Origin of the sequence: Streptomyces sp. OfavH-34-F, from assembly GCF_022347745.1 — a bacterium.
Classification (GTDB): Bacteria; Actinomycetota; Actinomycetes; order Streptomycetales; family Streptomycetaceae; genus Streptomyces.
Map to the genome: position 1 here is coordinate 1 of NZ_JAKRGC010000146.1, position 15,300 is coordinate 15,300.

The 15,300-nt window shown below is 72.2% G+C and carries 15 protein-coding genes; 6 read left to right on the forward strand and 9 right to left on the reverse strand.

Annotated elements, in window-relative coordinates; genetic code table 11:
- Window positions 1-841, forward strand: an 841-nt coding sequence (locus MHW47_RS20735; protein WP_239225277.1) for a VWA domain-containing protein, incomplete at its 5' end; no start/stop codon positions are given.
- A gap of 128 nt (window positions 842-969) precedes the next feature.
- Here the strand turns inward: MHW47_RS20735 and MHW47_RS20740 are convergent.
- Window positions 970-1,854 (reverse strand): GH25 family lysozyme, encoded by an 885-nt coding sequence (locus MHW47_RS20740; RefSeq protein WP_239225278.1) that lies wholly within the window; start codon window positions 1,852-1,854, stop codon window positions 970-972.
- A 397-nt stretch (window positions 1,855-2,251) separates the two neighbouring features.
- Between MHW47_RS20740 and MHW47_RS20745 the strand changes: the two genes are divergently transcribed.
- Window positions 2,252-2,962, forward strand: coding sequence for a DUF6215 domain-containing protein (locus MHW47_RS20745; RefSeq protein ID WP_239225279.1), 711 nt, complete (start codon window positions 2,252-2,254; stop codon window positions 2,960-2,962).
- A 19-nt stretch (window positions 2,963-2,981) separates the two neighbouring features.
- Here MHW47_RS20745 and MHW47_RS20750 read toward each other — a convergent pair whose 3' ends face one another.
- The 3 genes from MHW47_RS20750 to MHW47_RS20760 form a co-directional block, all read right to left on the reverse strand.
- Window positions 2,982-3,473, reverse strand: coding sequence for a flavin reductase family protein (locus MHW47_RS20750; RefSeq protein WP_239225280.1), 492 nt, complete (start codon window positions 3,471-3,473; stop codon window positions 2,982-2,984).
- A gap of 109 nt (window positions 3,474-3,582) precedes the next feature.
- Window positions 3,583-4,884, reverse strand: coding sequence for a DUF5933 domain-containing protein (locus MHW47_RS20755; protein WP_374230121.1), 1,302 nt, complete (start codon window positions 4,882-4,884; stop codon window positions 3,583-3,585).
- A gap of 289 nt (window positions 4,885-5,173) precedes the next feature.
- Complete coding sequence (locus MHW47_RS20760) at window positions 5,174-6,976, reverse strand: cellulase family glycosylhydrolase (protein WP_239225282.1); 1,803 nt, start codon at window positions 6,974-6,976, stop codon at window positions 5,174-5,176.
- 311 nt (window positions 6,977-7,287) lie between these two features.
- Here MHW47_RS20760 and argJ point away from each other — a divergent pair, with 311 nt between their 5' ends.
- On the forward strand, window positions 7,288-8,490 hold the full coding sequence (gene argJ, locus MHW47_RS20765; RefSeq protein ID WP_374230120.1) for a bifunctional glutamate N-acetyltransferase/amino-acid acetyltransferase ArgJ: 1,203 nt from the start codon (window positions 7,288-7,290) through the stop codon (window positions 8,488-8,490).
- Between the two features lie 112 nt (window positions 8,491-8,602).
- Here the strand turns inward: argJ and MHW47_RS20770 are convergent, their stop codons facing one another.
- The 3 genes from MHW47_RS20770 to MHW47_RS20780 all read right to left on the reverse strand — a co-directional run bounded on the left by MHW47_RS20770 (window position 8,603) and on the right by MHW47_RS20780 (window position 10,559).
- Entirely contained in the window at window positions 8,603-8,971 is a 369-nt protein-coding gene (locus MHW47_RS20770; protein WP_239225284.1) for a DoxX family protein, read from the reverse strand.
- A complete protein-coding gene (locus MHW47_RS20775; protein ID WP_239225285.1) occupies window positions 8,968-9,573 on the reverse strand; it encodes a TetR/AcrR family transcriptional regulator in 606 nt (201 codons plus the stop codon). The genes MHW47_RS20770 and MHW47_RS20775 overlap by 4 nt, the downstream gene beginning before the upstream one ends.
- A 95-nt stretch (window positions 9,574-9,668) precedes the next feature.
- A complete protein-coding gene (locus MHW47_RS20780; protein ID WP_239225286.1) occupies window positions 9,669-10,559 on the reverse strand; it encodes a TIGR03620 family F420-dependent LLM class oxidoreductase in 891 nt (296 codons plus the stop codon).
- Between the two features lie 204 nt (window positions 10,560-10,763).
- Between MHW47_RS20780 and MHW47_RS20785 the strand changes: the two genes are divergently transcribed.
- Both MHW47_RS20785 and MHW47_RS20790 read left to right on the forward strand, forming a co-directional pair.
- Window positions 10,764-12,308, forward strand: a complete 1,545-nt coding sequence (locus MHW47_RS20785; RefSeq protein WP_239225287.1) for an MFS transporter — start codon at window positions 10,764-10,766, stop codon at window positions 12,306-12,308.
- A 164-nt stretch (window positions 12,309-12,472) separates the two neighbouring features.
- Window positions 12,473-13,225, forward strand: a complete 753-nt coding sequence (locus MHW47_RS20790; protein ID WP_239225288.1) for a restriction endonuclease — start codon at window positions 12,473-12,475, stop codon at window positions 13,223-13,225.
- Between the two features lie 85 nt (window positions 13,226-13,310).
- Here MHW47_RS20790 and MHW47_RS20795 read toward each other — a convergent pair whose 3' ends face one another.
- Both MHW47_RS20795 and MHW47_RS20800 read right to left on the reverse strand, forming a co-directional pair.
- The gene (locus tag MHW47_RS20795; RefSeq protein ID WP_239225289.1) at window positions 13,311-13,556 is read right to left on the reverse strand and encodes a DUF5133 domain-containing protein; all 246 of its coding nucleotides are present in this window, start codon (window positions 13,554-13,556) and stop codon (window positions 13,311-13,313) included.
- Between the two features lie 151 nt (window positions 13,557-13,707).
- Window positions 13,708-14,601: a DUF3626 domain-containing protein gene (locus MHW47_RS20800; RefSeq protein WP_239225290.1), complete on the reverse strand. Its 894-nt coding sequence runs from the start codon at window positions 14,599-14,601 to the stop codon at window positions 13,708-13,710.
- A 210-nt stretch (window positions 14,602-14,811) separates the two neighbouring features.
- On the opposite strand from MHW47_RS20800, the gene MHW47_RS20805 reads away from it, so the two are divergent.
- The coding region (locus MHW47_RS20805) for a hypothetical protein (protein WP_239225291.1) at window positions 14,812-15,300 on the forward strand (489 nt) is incomplete at its 3' end.

The window sequence follows — 15,300 nt, forward strand, 5'->3', positions numbered from 1 at the left end:
CGCGCCCGCCCACCTGCCGCCGCCCCCGCCCGTGCCCCCGGCGCCCGCCGGGCCGGGGGACGGCGCGTCACCGCGCCCGACCAGGGGCGAGGAACGGCTGCCGCCGGACATGCGCAAGCGGCTGTCCCTGCGCAAGCGGCAGGTGGCCGTCAGCCTCGACAAGCACGGCCTCGGACGGCTGACCGCCCGGGTCGTCCTCGTCCTCGACGCCTCCGGTTCGATGGGCGGCCTCTACACGCGCGGCACCGTCGCCGGCGTCACCGAGCGCATGGCGGCCGTCGCCGCCCAGCTCGACGACGACGGCCAGATGCAGGCGTGGACCTTCGCCTCCCACCCGGCCCGGCTGCCCGACCTCACCATCGGTGACCTGCCCGAGTGGCTGCGGCTGCACGTACGGGTGGGGCAGGTCGCCCTGTTCGGCCGCAGGAAGCCGCAGAAGGGGCTGCTCCCCGGACAGGTGGACATGCGCGCGGTCGGCATCCAGAACGAGGAGCAGAAGGTCATCGCCGAGGTGCGCGACTACGTACGCGCCCACCCGGTGCCCGAGCCGACGCTCGTGCTGTTCTTCTCGGACGGCGGTGTGTACCGCAACGACGAGATCGAACGCGAGCTGCGCGCGGCCGTGGAGGAGCCCGTGTTCTGGCAGTTCATCGGTCTCGGCCGGGCCGGCTACGGGGTCCTGGAGCGATTCGACACCATGCCGGGCCGCCGCGTGGACAACGTCGGCTTCTTCGCCGTGGACGACATCGAGAAGGTCTCCGACGAGGAGCTGTACGACCGGCTGCTCTCGGAGTTCCCGTCCTGGCTGAAGGCCGCCCGGCAGGCAGGCATCCTGCGCTGAGCCGTCCGGGACCTCCGCGTGACGAGGCGCGGCCGGCCTGCCGCTGACGCGGGAGGGCGGCCACCCGGTGCGGGCCGAAGCCCTCACCCGGTGGCCGCCCTCCGTCGGGCCGGCGGCTCAGCGGCCGGTCAGGTGTTGTTGGCCAGCGCCAGCAGGCGGCTGGCGTCGCCGTTGAACCGGTCGCGGTCCACGGCTCCGGAGATGCCGCTCACCGAACCGGAGTCGGTGTACTGCCAGAAGGTCCAGTAGGGGAAGCCCTTCGGGATCGCGGGGCTCGACGCGGTCGTCCAGTGCGCGGTGAACAGCGGGCTGCGCGCGGACATGCCGCTCCAGCCACCCGTGCAGGAGTTCCACCAGCTCGCGCTGGTGTAGATGACGACGTCGCGGCCCGTCTTGGCCTTGTAGGTGTTGTAGAAGTCCAGAATCCACGACTGCATGGCCGAGGCCGACTTGCCGTAGCAGCCGCCCTCCAGGTCGAGCATCCCGGGGAGGGTCAGGTTGTCGCGCGACCAGCCGCCGCCGTGGCTCGCGAAGTACGCGGCCTGGGTGGCGCCGCTGGACAGGTTGGGGCGCGCGAAGTGATAAGCGCCCCGGATGACCTTGGCGTTGTAGGCGTTGAGATAGTTGGTGTTGAAGTTGGGGTCCTTGTAGGAGGTGGCCTCGGTCGCCTTGATGTAGGCGAACCTGATGCCCGCGGCCTTCACCTTCGACCAGTTGATCGAGCCCTGGTAGTGCGAGACGTCGATGCCGGGGAGCGTGGTCGCCAGCGCGGAGGACTCGGTCTCCGGGGTGAGGTCGAGCTGCCGGGTGTCCGGGGCGAACTTCTTGCCGTCGGCGAGATAGCCGGCGCCCATGTATCCGTCACCGAGGGGAATGGCGGTGGCCGACGCGGGGACCGGGTCGGCCACGGCGGGCGTCGTCGCGACGGTGGGGATGAGCACCATGCCCAGACCGGCGGCCCCGAGGGCCGTCAGCTTGCGGAGTGCGGGTCTGCGGCTGCGAATGGATAACAACGGAGCCTCCAGGGAGTGAGCGGGGGTCGTCTACTCGCGTAGCATGTGGGGTGGTTCCGAGCCTAGCGACGGGTTTCGGGGACGGCCTGTCAGAAAGTGCGGCGGAACCACCACTTTGACGGGGACACGTCATGAGTGACGCATGAAACCACTGTGCCGTAAAGGGTTCCGGGCCGGTCCCTGTGGTCCACTCCAGTGAAGAATCCGCCGAGCTGCGGTGATTGCGCCGCGCGGGTGAGAACTTTCAGCTCCCTGAAACCCGCACCCCTCCGGCCGGGCCGGACCACGGCGCCCGAGACCCCCGTCCCTCCCGCACCCGCGCAACCCGGTTGTCACCAAGATCATCACGCGCTACGGTCCCCGAGCACATACGGGGAGACCGACACGGGTGGGGGACATGGCCGTAGCTGACGGGACGTCCGAAAGAGCGCCGGGACCGTGGAGCCAGGCGGTCACCGCCCTGGTGCTCGTGGGCATGCTCGCAGGAGCGTTCTGGCTGGTGGCGAAGAACTCGGCCGCCGAGAGCACGGCGGCACGCGCGCCCGCCACCTGCTCCACCGAGGCACCGTCGAGCCCGCCGCGGACGTCGAAGGACGGCACTGCGCAGGTCACCGGGGCGCGGCTGTGCCAGGCGCTGAACCGGGCGGACCTCGCCGCGCTCCTCGGCACCCCGGACGAGACCGCGAAGAGCGCGAACGGCGACGACGGCTCCTTCGGCCTGCTCGGCGCCGACTTCGCCAGCCCCTCGGCGGAGGTGAAGTTCGACACGTACACCGTGAGCGTGTCGGCCACCTATGACGGGTCGCCGGTGGCGGGGTCCGGCGCGTATCTGCCGGCCGCGGGGAAACGGACGTTCCTCGGCCGCCCCGCCTACCTCTACTCGGACCGGACGATCAGCATCAGGTTCCGCCTCGACGGCAAGGACTCCAGCACCGGGCCGGGCGTCCCGGTACGCGCCCTCACCGTCGCCCTGGACGCCGCGGACAGCGGCGGCTCCTTCGGCGTGGCCCTGTGGCGCTCGGACGGGCGCGTCCCGAACGACGAGGTGCTGCTGCGGGTCGCGGAGACGGTGCTGCCGGCGCTCGACGCGTGGGGCGCCGGCGCCTGAGCACGGCGCCCGGCCGCCGTCAGTCCACCGGGTGACCGGGCGGAATGCCGATCGCCGCGCTGAGGGGGAGGAACGGGAAGTCCCCGTCCGCCGGGTGATGGACCTCCTCGGGGGCGAGCAGGAACCCCACGTGGTCCCCGTGCCCGGGGAACCGTTCCACGACGCGTCCGGTGAACCAGGCGGGCGCCTCCTCCAGCACCGGCACCCCGCCCGGGCCGGCCCGCCAGGCGACCTGCGCGAACTTGTCCGTACGGTCACCGGTCTCGCCGCCGAAGACGTGCGCCAGCTCCTCCTGGTCGCGGCGCAGGAGATGGACGGCGAGCCGGCCGGCCCGCGAGGCGACCCGGCAGGTGCGGTTCAGCTCCGAGAGCCAGACCATGAACCGGACGGGCCGCATCGAGCACTGCGAACCGAAACCGACCAGACAGCCGGCCCGCTCCCCGTCGGCCTCGGCGGTCACCACGTACATCGGGTAGTCCAGCGCGTCGGTGAACCGGTCGAATGCGATCACGGCGTACGGCTCCTGTCCGGGGCTCGGCTGCGGCTCTGACGACACCACCCCGCCGGCCAACGAGCCGGCGGGGTGGTACGGGTCCACGTTATCGGGGGACGGGCGGGGCTCACGCCATCCCGGGCTGCGGCTCCAGCTGGGCGAGCGGCGCCGCCTTCGGCTCCCAGCGCCGCACGATCCGTACGTAGCCGTAGATCACCGAACCCATCGCCAGGAGGAACAGCGGACCGTACAGCCACGGGTAGTGGGCCATCTCCAGCGACAGGTAGCGGTACGCCACCAGCAGCACGGAGAAGACCACCGTGCCGTGGACGACCAGCAGGACGGCCGAGCGGTCCCAGCCGCGGTCGAAGGCGCGCACCCCGACTTCGAGGGTCAGCGTGAAGACCACACCGGCGACGAGGTCCGCGCCGTAGTGGTAGCCGAAGCCCAGGGTCGCGGCGAGCGTGGCGACCAGCCAGAAGGTGCCCGCGTACCGGAGGAACTTCGGGCCCCGGCGGGAGTGGATGTAGATCGCGGTCGCCCAGGCGGTGTGCAGACTCGGCATGCAGTTGCGCGGGGTGATCTCGTCGAACGGCATGTGATGCGGGGTGCCGACCGGCACGGCGGTGTCGGGCCAGAGATCGGCCATCGCCCAGTGCCCGCCGTCCGAGCCGAACGCGAAGATGGGGCCGACCACCGGGAAGATCATGTAGATGGCGGGGCCGACCAGGCCGATCACCAGGAAGGTGCGCACCAGGTGGTGGCCGGGGAAGACGCGGTCGCGGGCCACGTGGCGCAGCTGGTACACCGCGACGCAGACGGCGGCGACGGGCAGCTGCGTATAGATGGAGTCGAGGAAGAAGTCGCCGGCCGGTCCGGTCGCCTCGACGAGGCGGCCCACCGCCCAGGACGGGTTGCCGAACGCCCGGTCGGCGTTGGCCAGGTACTGGTCGAGCACCAGCGGGCGGGTCTTCGACGTGATGAGCAGCCAGGTGTCCCCGGTCTTGCGGCCCGCCACCAGCAGCAGCCCCAGGCCGACCCCCTTGAGCAGCAGCATCCGCTCCGGGCCCGTGCGGCGGGTGAGGGCGATCACCGTGACCCCCACGATCACCCACAGCGCGCCGGTGCCGAAGGGGTGGCCGTCGGTGACGGGGGCGTCGGCCACCAGCCGGATCAGTGCGATGACGGCGTCGATGCCGAGCGCGACACCGAGCGCGATGAGCCGCTGCCGCCAGGTGAGCACCACCATCATCAGCCCCATGCTGGCGTACAGCAGGAACCCGGACTGGGGGGCGACGACCAGCTCCTGGACCTGCGTGGTCACCGGGCCCGGCAGGCCGTAGTGGCGGGCGGCGATCTCCAGGGCGACGAGGAAGGCGAGGGTCACCGCTCCTGCCGCCGACCACAGGAGAACCCGCGGTCGGCGCAGGGCGGCGAACGGTATTCGGCGGTCCGCGGGCGCGTCCCGCGATGCTTTAGGTATCAATTCTCTGGCCGATGTCCTGGGTTCTGGTCAACTGGGTCGCTCTTCATGCCGTACGGCACGGGGTGCGGGGCGATGAGGGTCGTCGCCGGGGTGGGATCATGCTAGCCGAGCGGTTTCGGGCGGTATCCGCTGGTCGAGGATGCGCCGGGAGGGGTGTCCCGAATGGGGTGCAGCCCGCCACGGGGGCGGGCTGCGGTGCTCCTGTCATGGAGCGGATCGTGCGCGGGGCCGGTCAGGAGAGGGTGCAGCTGACGGCCGGGACGGCACCGGCCGCGGGCGTCCCCTGGAAACCGAAGCTGGTGTGTGCGCCGGCCGCGAGGCTCCCGTTGTAGTCGGTGCTGGTGACGGTGACCGATGCGCCGGTCTGGGTGTAGGCGGCGTTCCACATGTTGGTGATCTTCTGGTCGCCGCCGTAGGTCCAGGTCAGCTTCCATGAGGTGGCGGCCGAGGTGCCCGTGTTGGTGACGGTGACGTCCACCCCGAAGCCGCTGCCCCAGTCGCCGTTCACCGTGTACGTGGCCTTGCAGTCGGTGTTCCCGCTGGCTGCGGTGGTGGTGGCGGTGACGGACGCCGAGGGCGCCGAGGTGTGGCCGGCGGCGTCGCGGGCCCGGACGGCGTAGGTGTACGAGGTGCCGGCCGCCAGTCCGGTGTCCGTGTACGTGGTGCCGGTGGTGGTGCCGACCTTGGTGGCCCCCCGGTACACGTCGTAGCCGGTGACTCCGGTGTCGTCGGACGCGGCCCGCCAGGACAGGGAGACGGAGGACGCGGTGGTTCCGGTGACGGTGAGGCCGGCCGGGGCGGTGGGTGCCTCGGTGTCGTCGCCGCCGCCGTTGCCCGTGCCGTTGCCGAAGCCGGGCGCCTTGATGCTCGCCAGGTAGCCGTCCTTCACGGTGTCGACCGAGGTCCAGTCGTCCTTGAGGATGCCCCCGGTGTCGCCGGAGTTCGGGTTCCAGGACCAGAAGGTCCAGGAGAAGCTGTCGCCCCCGTACTCGCTGGTGGGCCGCAGGTAGTCGGCCAGGGCCTTGAGCCACTTCTGGTCGGTGGCGGACTGGAGCGTGGTGCCGAACTCGCCGACCCACACCGGGGCGATGTTCTGCTTGAAGATGTAGCCCCAGTACTTGTCCCAGACGCCGGGCATGTTGTCGGGGAAGGAGGCGTCGGTGAACCACGGCTGCTGGGCGACGCTGGTCGCGTAGTCGTGCGCCGAGTACACCACGCGGTGCGGCACGCTCAGCTCCACCGGGTACTGGGCGACCCCCATCAGGTTGCCGCCCCACCAGCCGGAGACCCCGTCGAACGTCTGCACGCCCTCGACGAAGATCAGCAGGTCCGGGTTGGCCGACAGCACGGCCTCACCGCCGCGCTGTGCCGCCAGGCGCCAGTCCTTCGTGGTGTCGCCGCAGCCCCAGCACGCGGGGTCGTGGGGTTCGTTGTGCAGGTCGATGCCGACCACCGCGTCGTTGCCCGCGTACCGCGCGGCGATCTTCTTGAGGTTGGCCAGCCAGGTGGACTCGGGGACGGCAGCGGTGTACCAGAGCGCCGACTGACCCGCCGAGTCCGGCCGGTGCCGGTCCAGGATGACCTTCATGCCGACGCTGCCGGCGTGGTCCACGATCCGGTCCATGACCTGGAGCGAGTCGAGGCCCTGGAGATCGCTGTTCATGCCGCCGGAGAAGTTGACGCTCGCGGGGTCGGTGCCGGTGAAGATGTCGTCGCTGTACGGCAGCCTGATCGTGTTGTAGCCGAGCGACCGCATCTGGTCGATCATGCTCTTGTAGTCGCGTGACCACAGTCCGTGGGCCACGTAGTTGGCGGTCTCGAAGCCGAACCAGTTGATGCCGGCGATCCGGACCGGCTGGTCGCCGGAGTCCAGGATCTGCCGTCCGCTGGTGTGCCAGTAGCCGGCCCCGGCGGTGGCCTCGGCGGCCTGGTCGGCGGAGGCCGTCGCGGCACCGGCGAGGGGCAGGAGCAGGGCCACCGCGCCGGCGGCGACCGTTCTCGCGGCTCTTCGGAGGGTGTGGAGAGGGTGAGGCACGGTGCTGTTTCCTCTCTCGGAGGCACGGCACCGGCGCGCGAGCTGCGATGGGAGCGCTCCCATTTCGCGTCGTGCGCCGCGCCTCCTGTGGCGTGGGGGACGGGGATGCGGAGGTCGCCGCGCCCGCTCGTTCGCCCGTGGCGGGGCGGGCCGCGACCCGGCGCCATAAAAGCGATAGAGCAATGGGCATGTCAATGGCGCGCACCGCGTTCATGTGTTGAACGCGGCAAGGTGTGCCTTCTTCGGCGGCCGGGTGGACCGTCGGGGAATCCGGTGGACAGCGCGGTGCCCGCCCTGCAAAAGTATGCCTCATGACGCATGATCATGCAGTGACCCGGGGTGCTGACCCCGGAGCCCCGACCTGGCCCACGGGCTTCCTCGCGTACACCGGACACGGTGGGCTGCGCGAGCACGGGGACGACATCTCGATCGTCGCCTCGGACCGGCCGGCGGTGAGCGCCGCCGTGTTCACGCGGAGCCTCTTCGCGGGCCCGGCCGTGGTGCTCAGCCGCCGGAACGCCGCCGGGCGGCGGCTGCGCGCCGTGACCACACTGGCGCAGAACGCCAATGTCGCCACCGGGCGCGAGGGGGAGCGGAACGCCGCCGAGGTCGTCCGCCGGGTCGCCGGAATCCTCGGCGTCCCCGAGGGCGAGGTGCTCATCGGGTCCACCGGGGTCATCGGCCGCCCCCTGCCGATGTCCACCATCCTCCCGCACTTCGACCGCACCGCCGGGCGCGGCGTGGCGGCGTTCACAGCCGGGCCGCTGGACGTGGCCCGCGCGATGATGACCACCGACACCCGCCCCAAGACCGCCACCCGCACCGTGGGAGGGGCCCGCCTCGTGGGCGTCGCCAAGGGGGTCGGCATGCTGGAGCCCGACATGGCCACGATGCTGGCCTACGTGTTCACCGACGCCGAGCTGTCACCGGACGACCTGGACGCGGCGCTGCGCGGGGCGGTGGACCGCACGTTCAACTGTCTGAGCGTCGACACCGACACCTCCACCTCCGACACCGTGGCCCTCATCGCCAACGGAGCCGCCGGGGCGGTCGATCCGGCCCTGTTCGCCGATGCGCTGGCCGACCTGTGCCTGGATCTCACCCTGCAACTGGCGGGCGACGGCGAGGGGGCCACCAAGCTCCTCAGGGTCACCGTGGGTGGTGCCCGCGACCGGGCCCAGGCCAAGCGGGTCGCCAAGAGCGTGGTCAACTCGCCGCTGGTCAAGACCGCCGTGCACGGCGCCGACCCCAACTGGGGGCGCGTCCTCATGGCCATCGGCAAGAACACCGGGGACACCGACATCGTGCCCGGCGCCGTCACCGTCAGGTTCGGCGACATCGCCGTGTACCCGGACGAGCCCGAGGCCGACACCCTCGACCGCCTGGCGGACCTCATGCGCCGGGACGAGGTGGACATCGCCGTCACACTCGGGACCGGCACGGCGGAGGCGACGGTGTACGGCTGCGACCTGTCCGCCGGCTACATCCGCGTCAACGCCGACTACACGACCTGATCACCGGGCCGCCGCCGTTTCCCGGGCCGGGCGGCGGCGGCCCGCCGCACACTTCCCCGAGCCGGGGCGGCGGCCCGCCTCACGCCTACCCGAGCCGGGGCGGCGGCCCGCCTCACACCCGTACGAAACTGCCCACCAGGACCGCAAGCGACACCGTCAGCAGTCCGAGGCAGTTCACCCAGAACGTCCTGCCCAGCGCCCGGGCGCGGATGTGCGCGGCGGCGGCCGCGAGGAAGTACACCACCACGGCCGCGGTCGTCGTCATGGCGACACCGGGTATCCAGAAACCCGCCACCAGGCCCGCCACCGACGCCGTCTTCGCGGTGGTCAGCAGCCACCACCAGTCGCGCGGCAGCCGGACGCCGTCCAGGCAGTCGGCGACGAACCGGGGCGGGCGCAGCATCATCGCCGCGTCACCGGCCTGGATGACCAGCAGGACCACCACCGGCCAGACGGGGGAGGGGAGTTCGGAGAGAGTCATCGGTCGCGTCCTTCCTGGGCGGCGATGAAGCGGGCGGTGGACGCGAGTCGCGCCGCCGTCTGCTCGGGGTCGGTCGTCCGGGTGGCGAGCAGCATCAACTCGCCCAGGTAGCCCGCGAACATCACCTGCGCGCCGAGCCGGGCGCGCACCTCGGGCATCCCCGCGTTCACCAGCGCGGCCTTCAGGTTGTCCTCGGTGAGGGTGCGCAGCGTGCCCAGAGCCGCGTTCTCCGGCCTGCCGCGCGCCAGCGTCCGGAAGTACGCGCGAGCCAGCTCGTCGTTCTCCGCGAACAGCGCCAGGAACGGGTCGAAGTAGTGGGCCAGGTACTCGGCGGCGTCCGGCGCCCGCCCTCCCTCCACGGGCGCGGGCGGGGCCGGGATGCGGTCCGCGATGGCCTGGTCGTACACCAAACCCAGCAGCGACTCCTTGTCGCCGACCGCCATCACCGCGCCGACCGACACCCCCGCCCGGGCGGCGATCCGGCGCACCGTCGTGTCCTGGAAGCCGTGCTCCGTGAAGAGCTGGGCGGCGGCCTCCACGACGCGGGCGGCGGTCCGCCGTTTCTGCGTCGCACGCGTTGGCTGAACAGGTTCACTGAACATGTTCATAATGTACGAGCGGGGCACCGCCCACGCAAGAGCCCCGGTCCGCACAGGGGACGGACCGGGGCTCGGCTACGCGGCGCGGACGGCCGCGGCTACAGCTCGTCGGCGAACGCGTCGGCGAGCGCGCGGTACTCGGCCAGCGGCAGGGTCATCGCGCTCCGCTCCGCCGTGACCACCTGGAGCGCGACGTGGTCGGCGCCCGCCGCGAAGTACTCGGCCGCCCGCGCCTTCACGCGCCCGGCGTCACCGAGCGCGAAGAGGGCGTCCAGCAGGCGCTCGCTGCCGCCGCCCGCGAAGTCACCCTCCGTGAAGCCGAGGCGCAGCAGGTTGCCGGTGTAGTTGGGCAACTGGAGGTACATCGCCAGCATGGCGCGCGCCGTGGCGCGGGCCCGGTCGAGGTCCGTGTCGAGCACGACGGTCAGCTCGGGGGCGAGCAGGGCGTCCGGGCCCAGCGCCTCGCGCGCCTCGGCCGTGTGGGCCGCGGTGACGAGGTAGGGGTGGGCGCCCAGCGCCCGGTCCGAGGCGAGCCGCAGCATCTTGGGGCCGAGCGCCGCCAGCACCCGGCGGCCGGGCCCCACGGACGGGTCGGCGGCGTCCAGCGCGTCGAGGTACTCCACCATCGCGCTGTACGGCTTCGCGTACTGCGGGGCGAGGGCGCCGTGGCTGACGCCCAGGCCGAGCACGAAGCGGTCCCGGGCCGCCGGGTCGAGCGACGCGATCCGGGCCGCCACCTCCTCGGCGGTGTGGTTCCAGATGCTCAGGATGCCGGTCGCGACGGTGAGGGTGCGGGTCGCCTCCAGGACCGTGGCGGCGTCGTCGGGGGAGGGGCTGGCGCCGATCCACAGCGCTCCGAAGCCCAGTGCCTCGATCTCCGCGGCCGCCGCCGCGATCGCCTTCTTCCCGTCGTCATCGGCCTGCGACGCGTTCAGCGCGCCGTTCCAGATGCCGACCCGGCCGAACGTCTCACGTGTCTGCGTAGTCATGCCGGAGACAACAGCCCCCGGCCCCCGCTATTCCCGAACGCGGCCGAACGGGTGGCGCGGGCCGACACACCGTCACCCGCCCGGCTGCGCAACCCGTGTGGACCAGTCACCGCGTGTGCGGCGGCGGTGGCGGGGGCAACCGGCGGATATTGAATGCCCTGCGGCCCCGCAGGGACGCACCCGCCCCGACGAGGAGGAGCTGCCTTGACGACCCCCGCCGCATCGGAGGGCCCCGGCGACCGGGAACGGCGCCCGCGCGGAAGAGGTGACCGGGAGCGCGAGCGGCGCGAGGAGGCGGCGGCGCCGGGCGACTCCGGACTCGGCACCATCACCACCGCCGTCCCGGCCCGGCTGGACCGGCTGCCGTGGTCCCGCTGGCACTGGATGATCGTCATCGGCCTCGGCACCGTGTGGATTCTCGACGGCCTCGAAGTCACCACGGTCGGCAACATCGCCAGCCGGCTCTCGGAGGACGGCTCCGGCCTGGACATCACCTCCGCCCAGGTCACCGGGCTCGCCGCCGCCCTCTACGTGGCGGGCGCCTGTACCGGCGCGCTGTTCTTCGGCTGGCTCACCGACCGCTACGGCCGCAAGAAGCTGTTCATGGTGACGCTGGCCGTCTACCTGGGCGCGACCGCCATGACCGGTCTCTCGTTCAGCGCCTGGTGGTTCTTCCTCTTCCGCTTCCTCACCGGCTTCGGCATCGGCGGCGAGTACGCGGCGATCAACTCGGCCATCGACGAACTCATCCCGTCGAAGTACCGGGGCCGGGTGGACCTCATCATCAACGGCAGCTACTGGCTCGGCGCGGTCGGCGGCGCCCTGCTGTCGATCGTCATGCTGAACACCGACTACTTCCCCAAGGACCTCGGCTGGCGGCTCACCTTCGCCCTCGGCGTCGTCCTCGGCCTGGTGATCCTGCTCGTGCGCCGGCACGTGCCGGAGAGCCCGCGCTGGCAGTTCATCCACGGCCACGGCGAGCAGGCGGACGAACTGGTCGACTCCGTCGAGCGGGAGATCCAGGAGGAGAAGGGCGAGAAACTGCCGCCCCCGGCCGGCGAAATCACCATCCACGAACGCAAGAGCATCGGCTTCGGGCTCATCGCCAAGACCGTCTTCCACAGCTACCCCAAGCGCGCGGTGCTCGGCCTCTCCCTCTTCATCGGGCAGGCGTTCCTCTACAACGCCATCACCTTCGGCTTCGGCGCGATCCTCACCACCTTCTACGACGTCGAGAGCGGCCACACCGGCTACTACTTCGCGGTGATCGCGGCGGGCAACTTCATCGGCCCGCTGGTGCTGGGCAAGCTGTTCGACACCATCGGACGGCGCGTCATGATCGCCACCACCTACATCCTGCCGGGCATCCTGCTGTTCATCACGGCCTGGCTGTTCGACCGGGGCTCGCTGACCGCCAACACCCTGACCGCCTGCTGGTGCGTGGTCCTGTTCTTCGCCTCGGCCGGCGCCAGCAGCGCCTACCTCACGGTCTCCGAGGTGTTCCCGATGGAGACCCGGGCCATGGCCATCGCCTTCTTCTACGCGATCGGTACGGCGGCCGGCGGGATCAGCGGCCCCCTGATCTTCGCCGACCTCACCGAGTCGGGCGTCCCCGGCGACACCGCCCTCGCGTTCTCCATCGGCGCCGGGCTCATGTGCGCGGCCGGTCTCGTCGCGGCCTTCCTCGCGGTGGACGCCGAACAGCGCTCCCTGGAGGACATCGCCAAGCCGCTCTCCCAGACCACGTAGAGCGCCCGCACCCGACCCCGGGCCGGACCCGCGCGCACGGCAGCGGGTCCGGCCCTTCCGTGCCCCGGCGAGACGACCACGGCCCGGCGCCCCGGCCGATCATGGACGGGCGCAATCGGGGCACACGACGGGCGATGACGTCCGCGACCCGCCGAGGAGACCCCGTGCCGATACGCAGACCGAGAAGCGCCGCACCCGACCCCGCCACCCGGGGGCCGCTGCTCACCCTCGCCCTGGCCGGTGCCCTGATCGGCGGGGCGGCCCTCCTCTTCGTCCGGTTCGCGCATTGGGCGGGGGCCCACCCCGTCCTCGCCGTCCTGCTGGCGCTCCTCGCCCTGCCCGTGCTCTACGTCCTCTTCCGCGCCATGCCGCGCGCCCGCGAACTGCGCCGGGCCGCCCGCGCGGGCATGGCCCCGCCCCCGGCGGAGGAGACCGTGCCCGCCCCGGCTCCTGTGACCCTGCCGTCGCCCGCCGGCGCGCGCGACGGGCTCACCGAAGTGCTGCCGCCGCCGGTCCCCGACTTCGCCGCCCTCGACCCCGACGGCTTCGAGGCCGCCGTGGCCGCCCTGTGCGAGCGGGACGGCTGCCGGGACGTCGAGGTGGTCGGCGGGGCCGGCGACCTGGGCGCCGACGTCCTCGCCACCGCGCCCGACGGGCGGCGCGTCGTCCTCCAGTGCAAGCAGTACGGCCCCGCGCACAAGGTGGGCTCCCAGGACCTCCAGCGCTTCGGCGGCACCTGCTGGACGGTGCACGGCGCCCAGCTCGCCGCCGTCGTGACCACCAGTGAGTTCACCGCACCGGCCCTCGAGTACGCGGAGGCGTGCGGCATCCAGTGCGTCGACGGCGCCACGCTCACCGCCTGGGCCGAGGGAGCGGGCCCGGCACCCTGGGGTCCGGCGATGGTGGACACCGCCTGAGCGCGGCACCCCGCCGGAAGCCCCGCACACGCGCAGGGGCGCGGCCCCCTTACGGGAGCCGCGCCCCTGCGCCGGGCGGGGAGCCTCACACCGGGACGGCGCCCGAGTGGTCCGCGTGCCCCGGCTCCTCGGCGACGTTCCGGTTGAGCAGGGCGTCCGCCGTGCTCAGAGCCTCTCGCACCTCGCTGACGCCCGTCATCACGCACAGGGTGTACGCCGTGTCCTCGCGCCGCCGTACCGACTCCGGGGTGGAATGGCGCTCGTCCTCGATCACGGCATCGGCGTAACGGGACAGCGCGGCACGCAGGTCTGCGGGCGTGGGAAGCAGCACAGCCAACTCCTCCTCAACTGAACTGACCCTCCCGAGCCGCTACGAGGGCTGGGGCAGGGGTCGTCGCTCACGACGATCTTCGATCATCGGATTCCCCGTCGCACGCAGACCATTCCCCCCACTTTCGGCCGAACCTGCGAACTCTGTCCGGTTATCCATGCGTCATGGCCGCCTCGCCCGGCTCCGCCGCCACCGTTCCGGGCCCCTCCCAGGGGTGGCCGAAGCGGGCAAGGCAGTGCCACACCTTCTTGACGGCCTGCGGGTCGAAGCGGTCGTCGCGGGCCGCCTCGGCCACCGCCGACGGGTCCAGCACCCCGTCCACGGCGATCGCCGCTCCCAGGTCCACGTACTCCTGCCCGCGATAGCCGGAATGCCGGCGCAACTCGTCCACGCCGAGCCGGAATCCCGAGTGGTACTCGACCGGACAGCCCAGGCGCCGCGCGGCGGCCTCCACCGCCGTGTCCCGGTGGCACGGGTCGAGCACCAGCGCCTCCACATGGCGGTCCGGGCGGACCGGCCCGTGCACCTGCGCCTCGATGTAGTCGTCGAGCACGTCCTGCTCGTCGGCCAGTGCCAGGGCGACCAGGCCCATCCGTTCGGCGACGCCGAAGTCGGTGGGCTCGCAGAAGCTGTCCGGATAGCAGAACGTCGTCCGCTCCAGCGCCTCGGCGCGCAGCCGGAAGTGCGCGGAACCGAACCGGGGCGCCCCGCCCACCTCGTAGCGGCGGAAGTTCCACGCCCCGTACACCGGCCGCTCGTGGGCCGGGGCCTCGTCGTACGCGCCGTCGAAGATGCGGCTCTCCCAGCGCCACCGGTCCCCGCCCGGGAACGCGGTCATCCCGCCGTTGCTGGTGCCGGTGACGAATTGCGAGGCGTAGACCCCCGTCTCCGCCATCACCTCCAGCATCGGCCTGCCGTCCAGCAGGCGGTCCGGATGGAAGTTCAGGGTCACCCGCAGCGACGGGTCGGCGGGCGGGCCGGAGGCGAGCGTCGCGACATGGGCGAGCGCCCGCCGCTGGGACGTACGGAAGGAGAGGTGACTCATGGACCGCATTGTTCCTCCGGAAGGTCCCCGGCGCAGACGGATTTCCGCCCGGGCGCCGCGCGCCGCAACGGGGGCGGTGTTGCGCCGGGCGGTCCGGCGGAACGTATGGTCTCCTCGCCGAGCTACTTGGACCGGGGGGTCTTCGTGAGTCTGACCAGCCAGATACTTCCGCTCGCGGGCGTCGTCCTGGGGGCCCTCACCTCATTCGTGGTGACCAGCACCAACGAGCGGACGCGATGGCGCCGGCAACAGGCCGCCCGCTGGGACGACCGCCGTCTGACCGCGTACGCCGACTACGCCCACGTCGTCAAGGAACTGGCGGCCCACTACCAGCGGCTCGCCGCGGGCCGGGGCCTCACCAGCGGACCCGTCCCGGCGGAGGCGACCCCCGAACTGCTCGCCGAGGTCGCCCAGCTGGAATCCCGCCGCTCCGCGCTCTCCGAGAGCCTCGGCCTGCTCGGCGACACCGAGGCGAACACCGCGTCGAAGTCCGTCGACCGGAGCCTGTGGCGGCTGGAGGCACTGGCCAGGGGCGTCGACACCCCGGACGAACAGGACTGGGGGCACGCCTACCTCCAGTTCCGGCAGGCCCGCGACCGCTACGTCGAGCAGGCCCGCGCCAGCCTCGGCGTACCGGGACCGGCCGGCCGCCCCGTGCCCTGGCGGCCGGACGGCCGAGGCCCGGCGGGGCCGCCCGCA

Coding starts and splice junctions, on each gene's coding strand:
- argJ (WP_374230120.1), top strand. CDS start 7,288: ATGACGCATGATCATGCAGTGACCCGGGGTGCTGACCCCGGAGCCCCG.
- MHW47_RS20770 (WP_239225284.1), bottom strand. CDS start 8,971: ATGACTCTCTCCGAACTCCCCTCCCCCGTCTGGCCGGTGGTGGTCCTG.
- MHW47_RS20800 (WP_239225290.1), bottom strand. CDS start 14,601: ATGAGTCACCTCTCCTTCCGTACGTCCCAGCGGCGGGCGCTCGCCCAT.
- MHW47_RS20775 (WP_239225285.1), bottom strand. CDS start 9,573: ATGTTCAGTGAACCTGTTCAGCCAACGCGTGCGACGCAGAAACGGCGG.
- MHW47_RS20745 (WP_239225279.1), top strand. CDS start 2,252: ATGGCCGTAGCTGACGGGACGTCCGAAAGAGCGCCGGGACCGTGGAGC.
- MHW47_RS20780 (WP_239225286.1), bottom strand. CDS start 10,559: ATGACTACGCAGACACGTGAGACGTTCGGCCGGGTCGGCATCTGGAAC.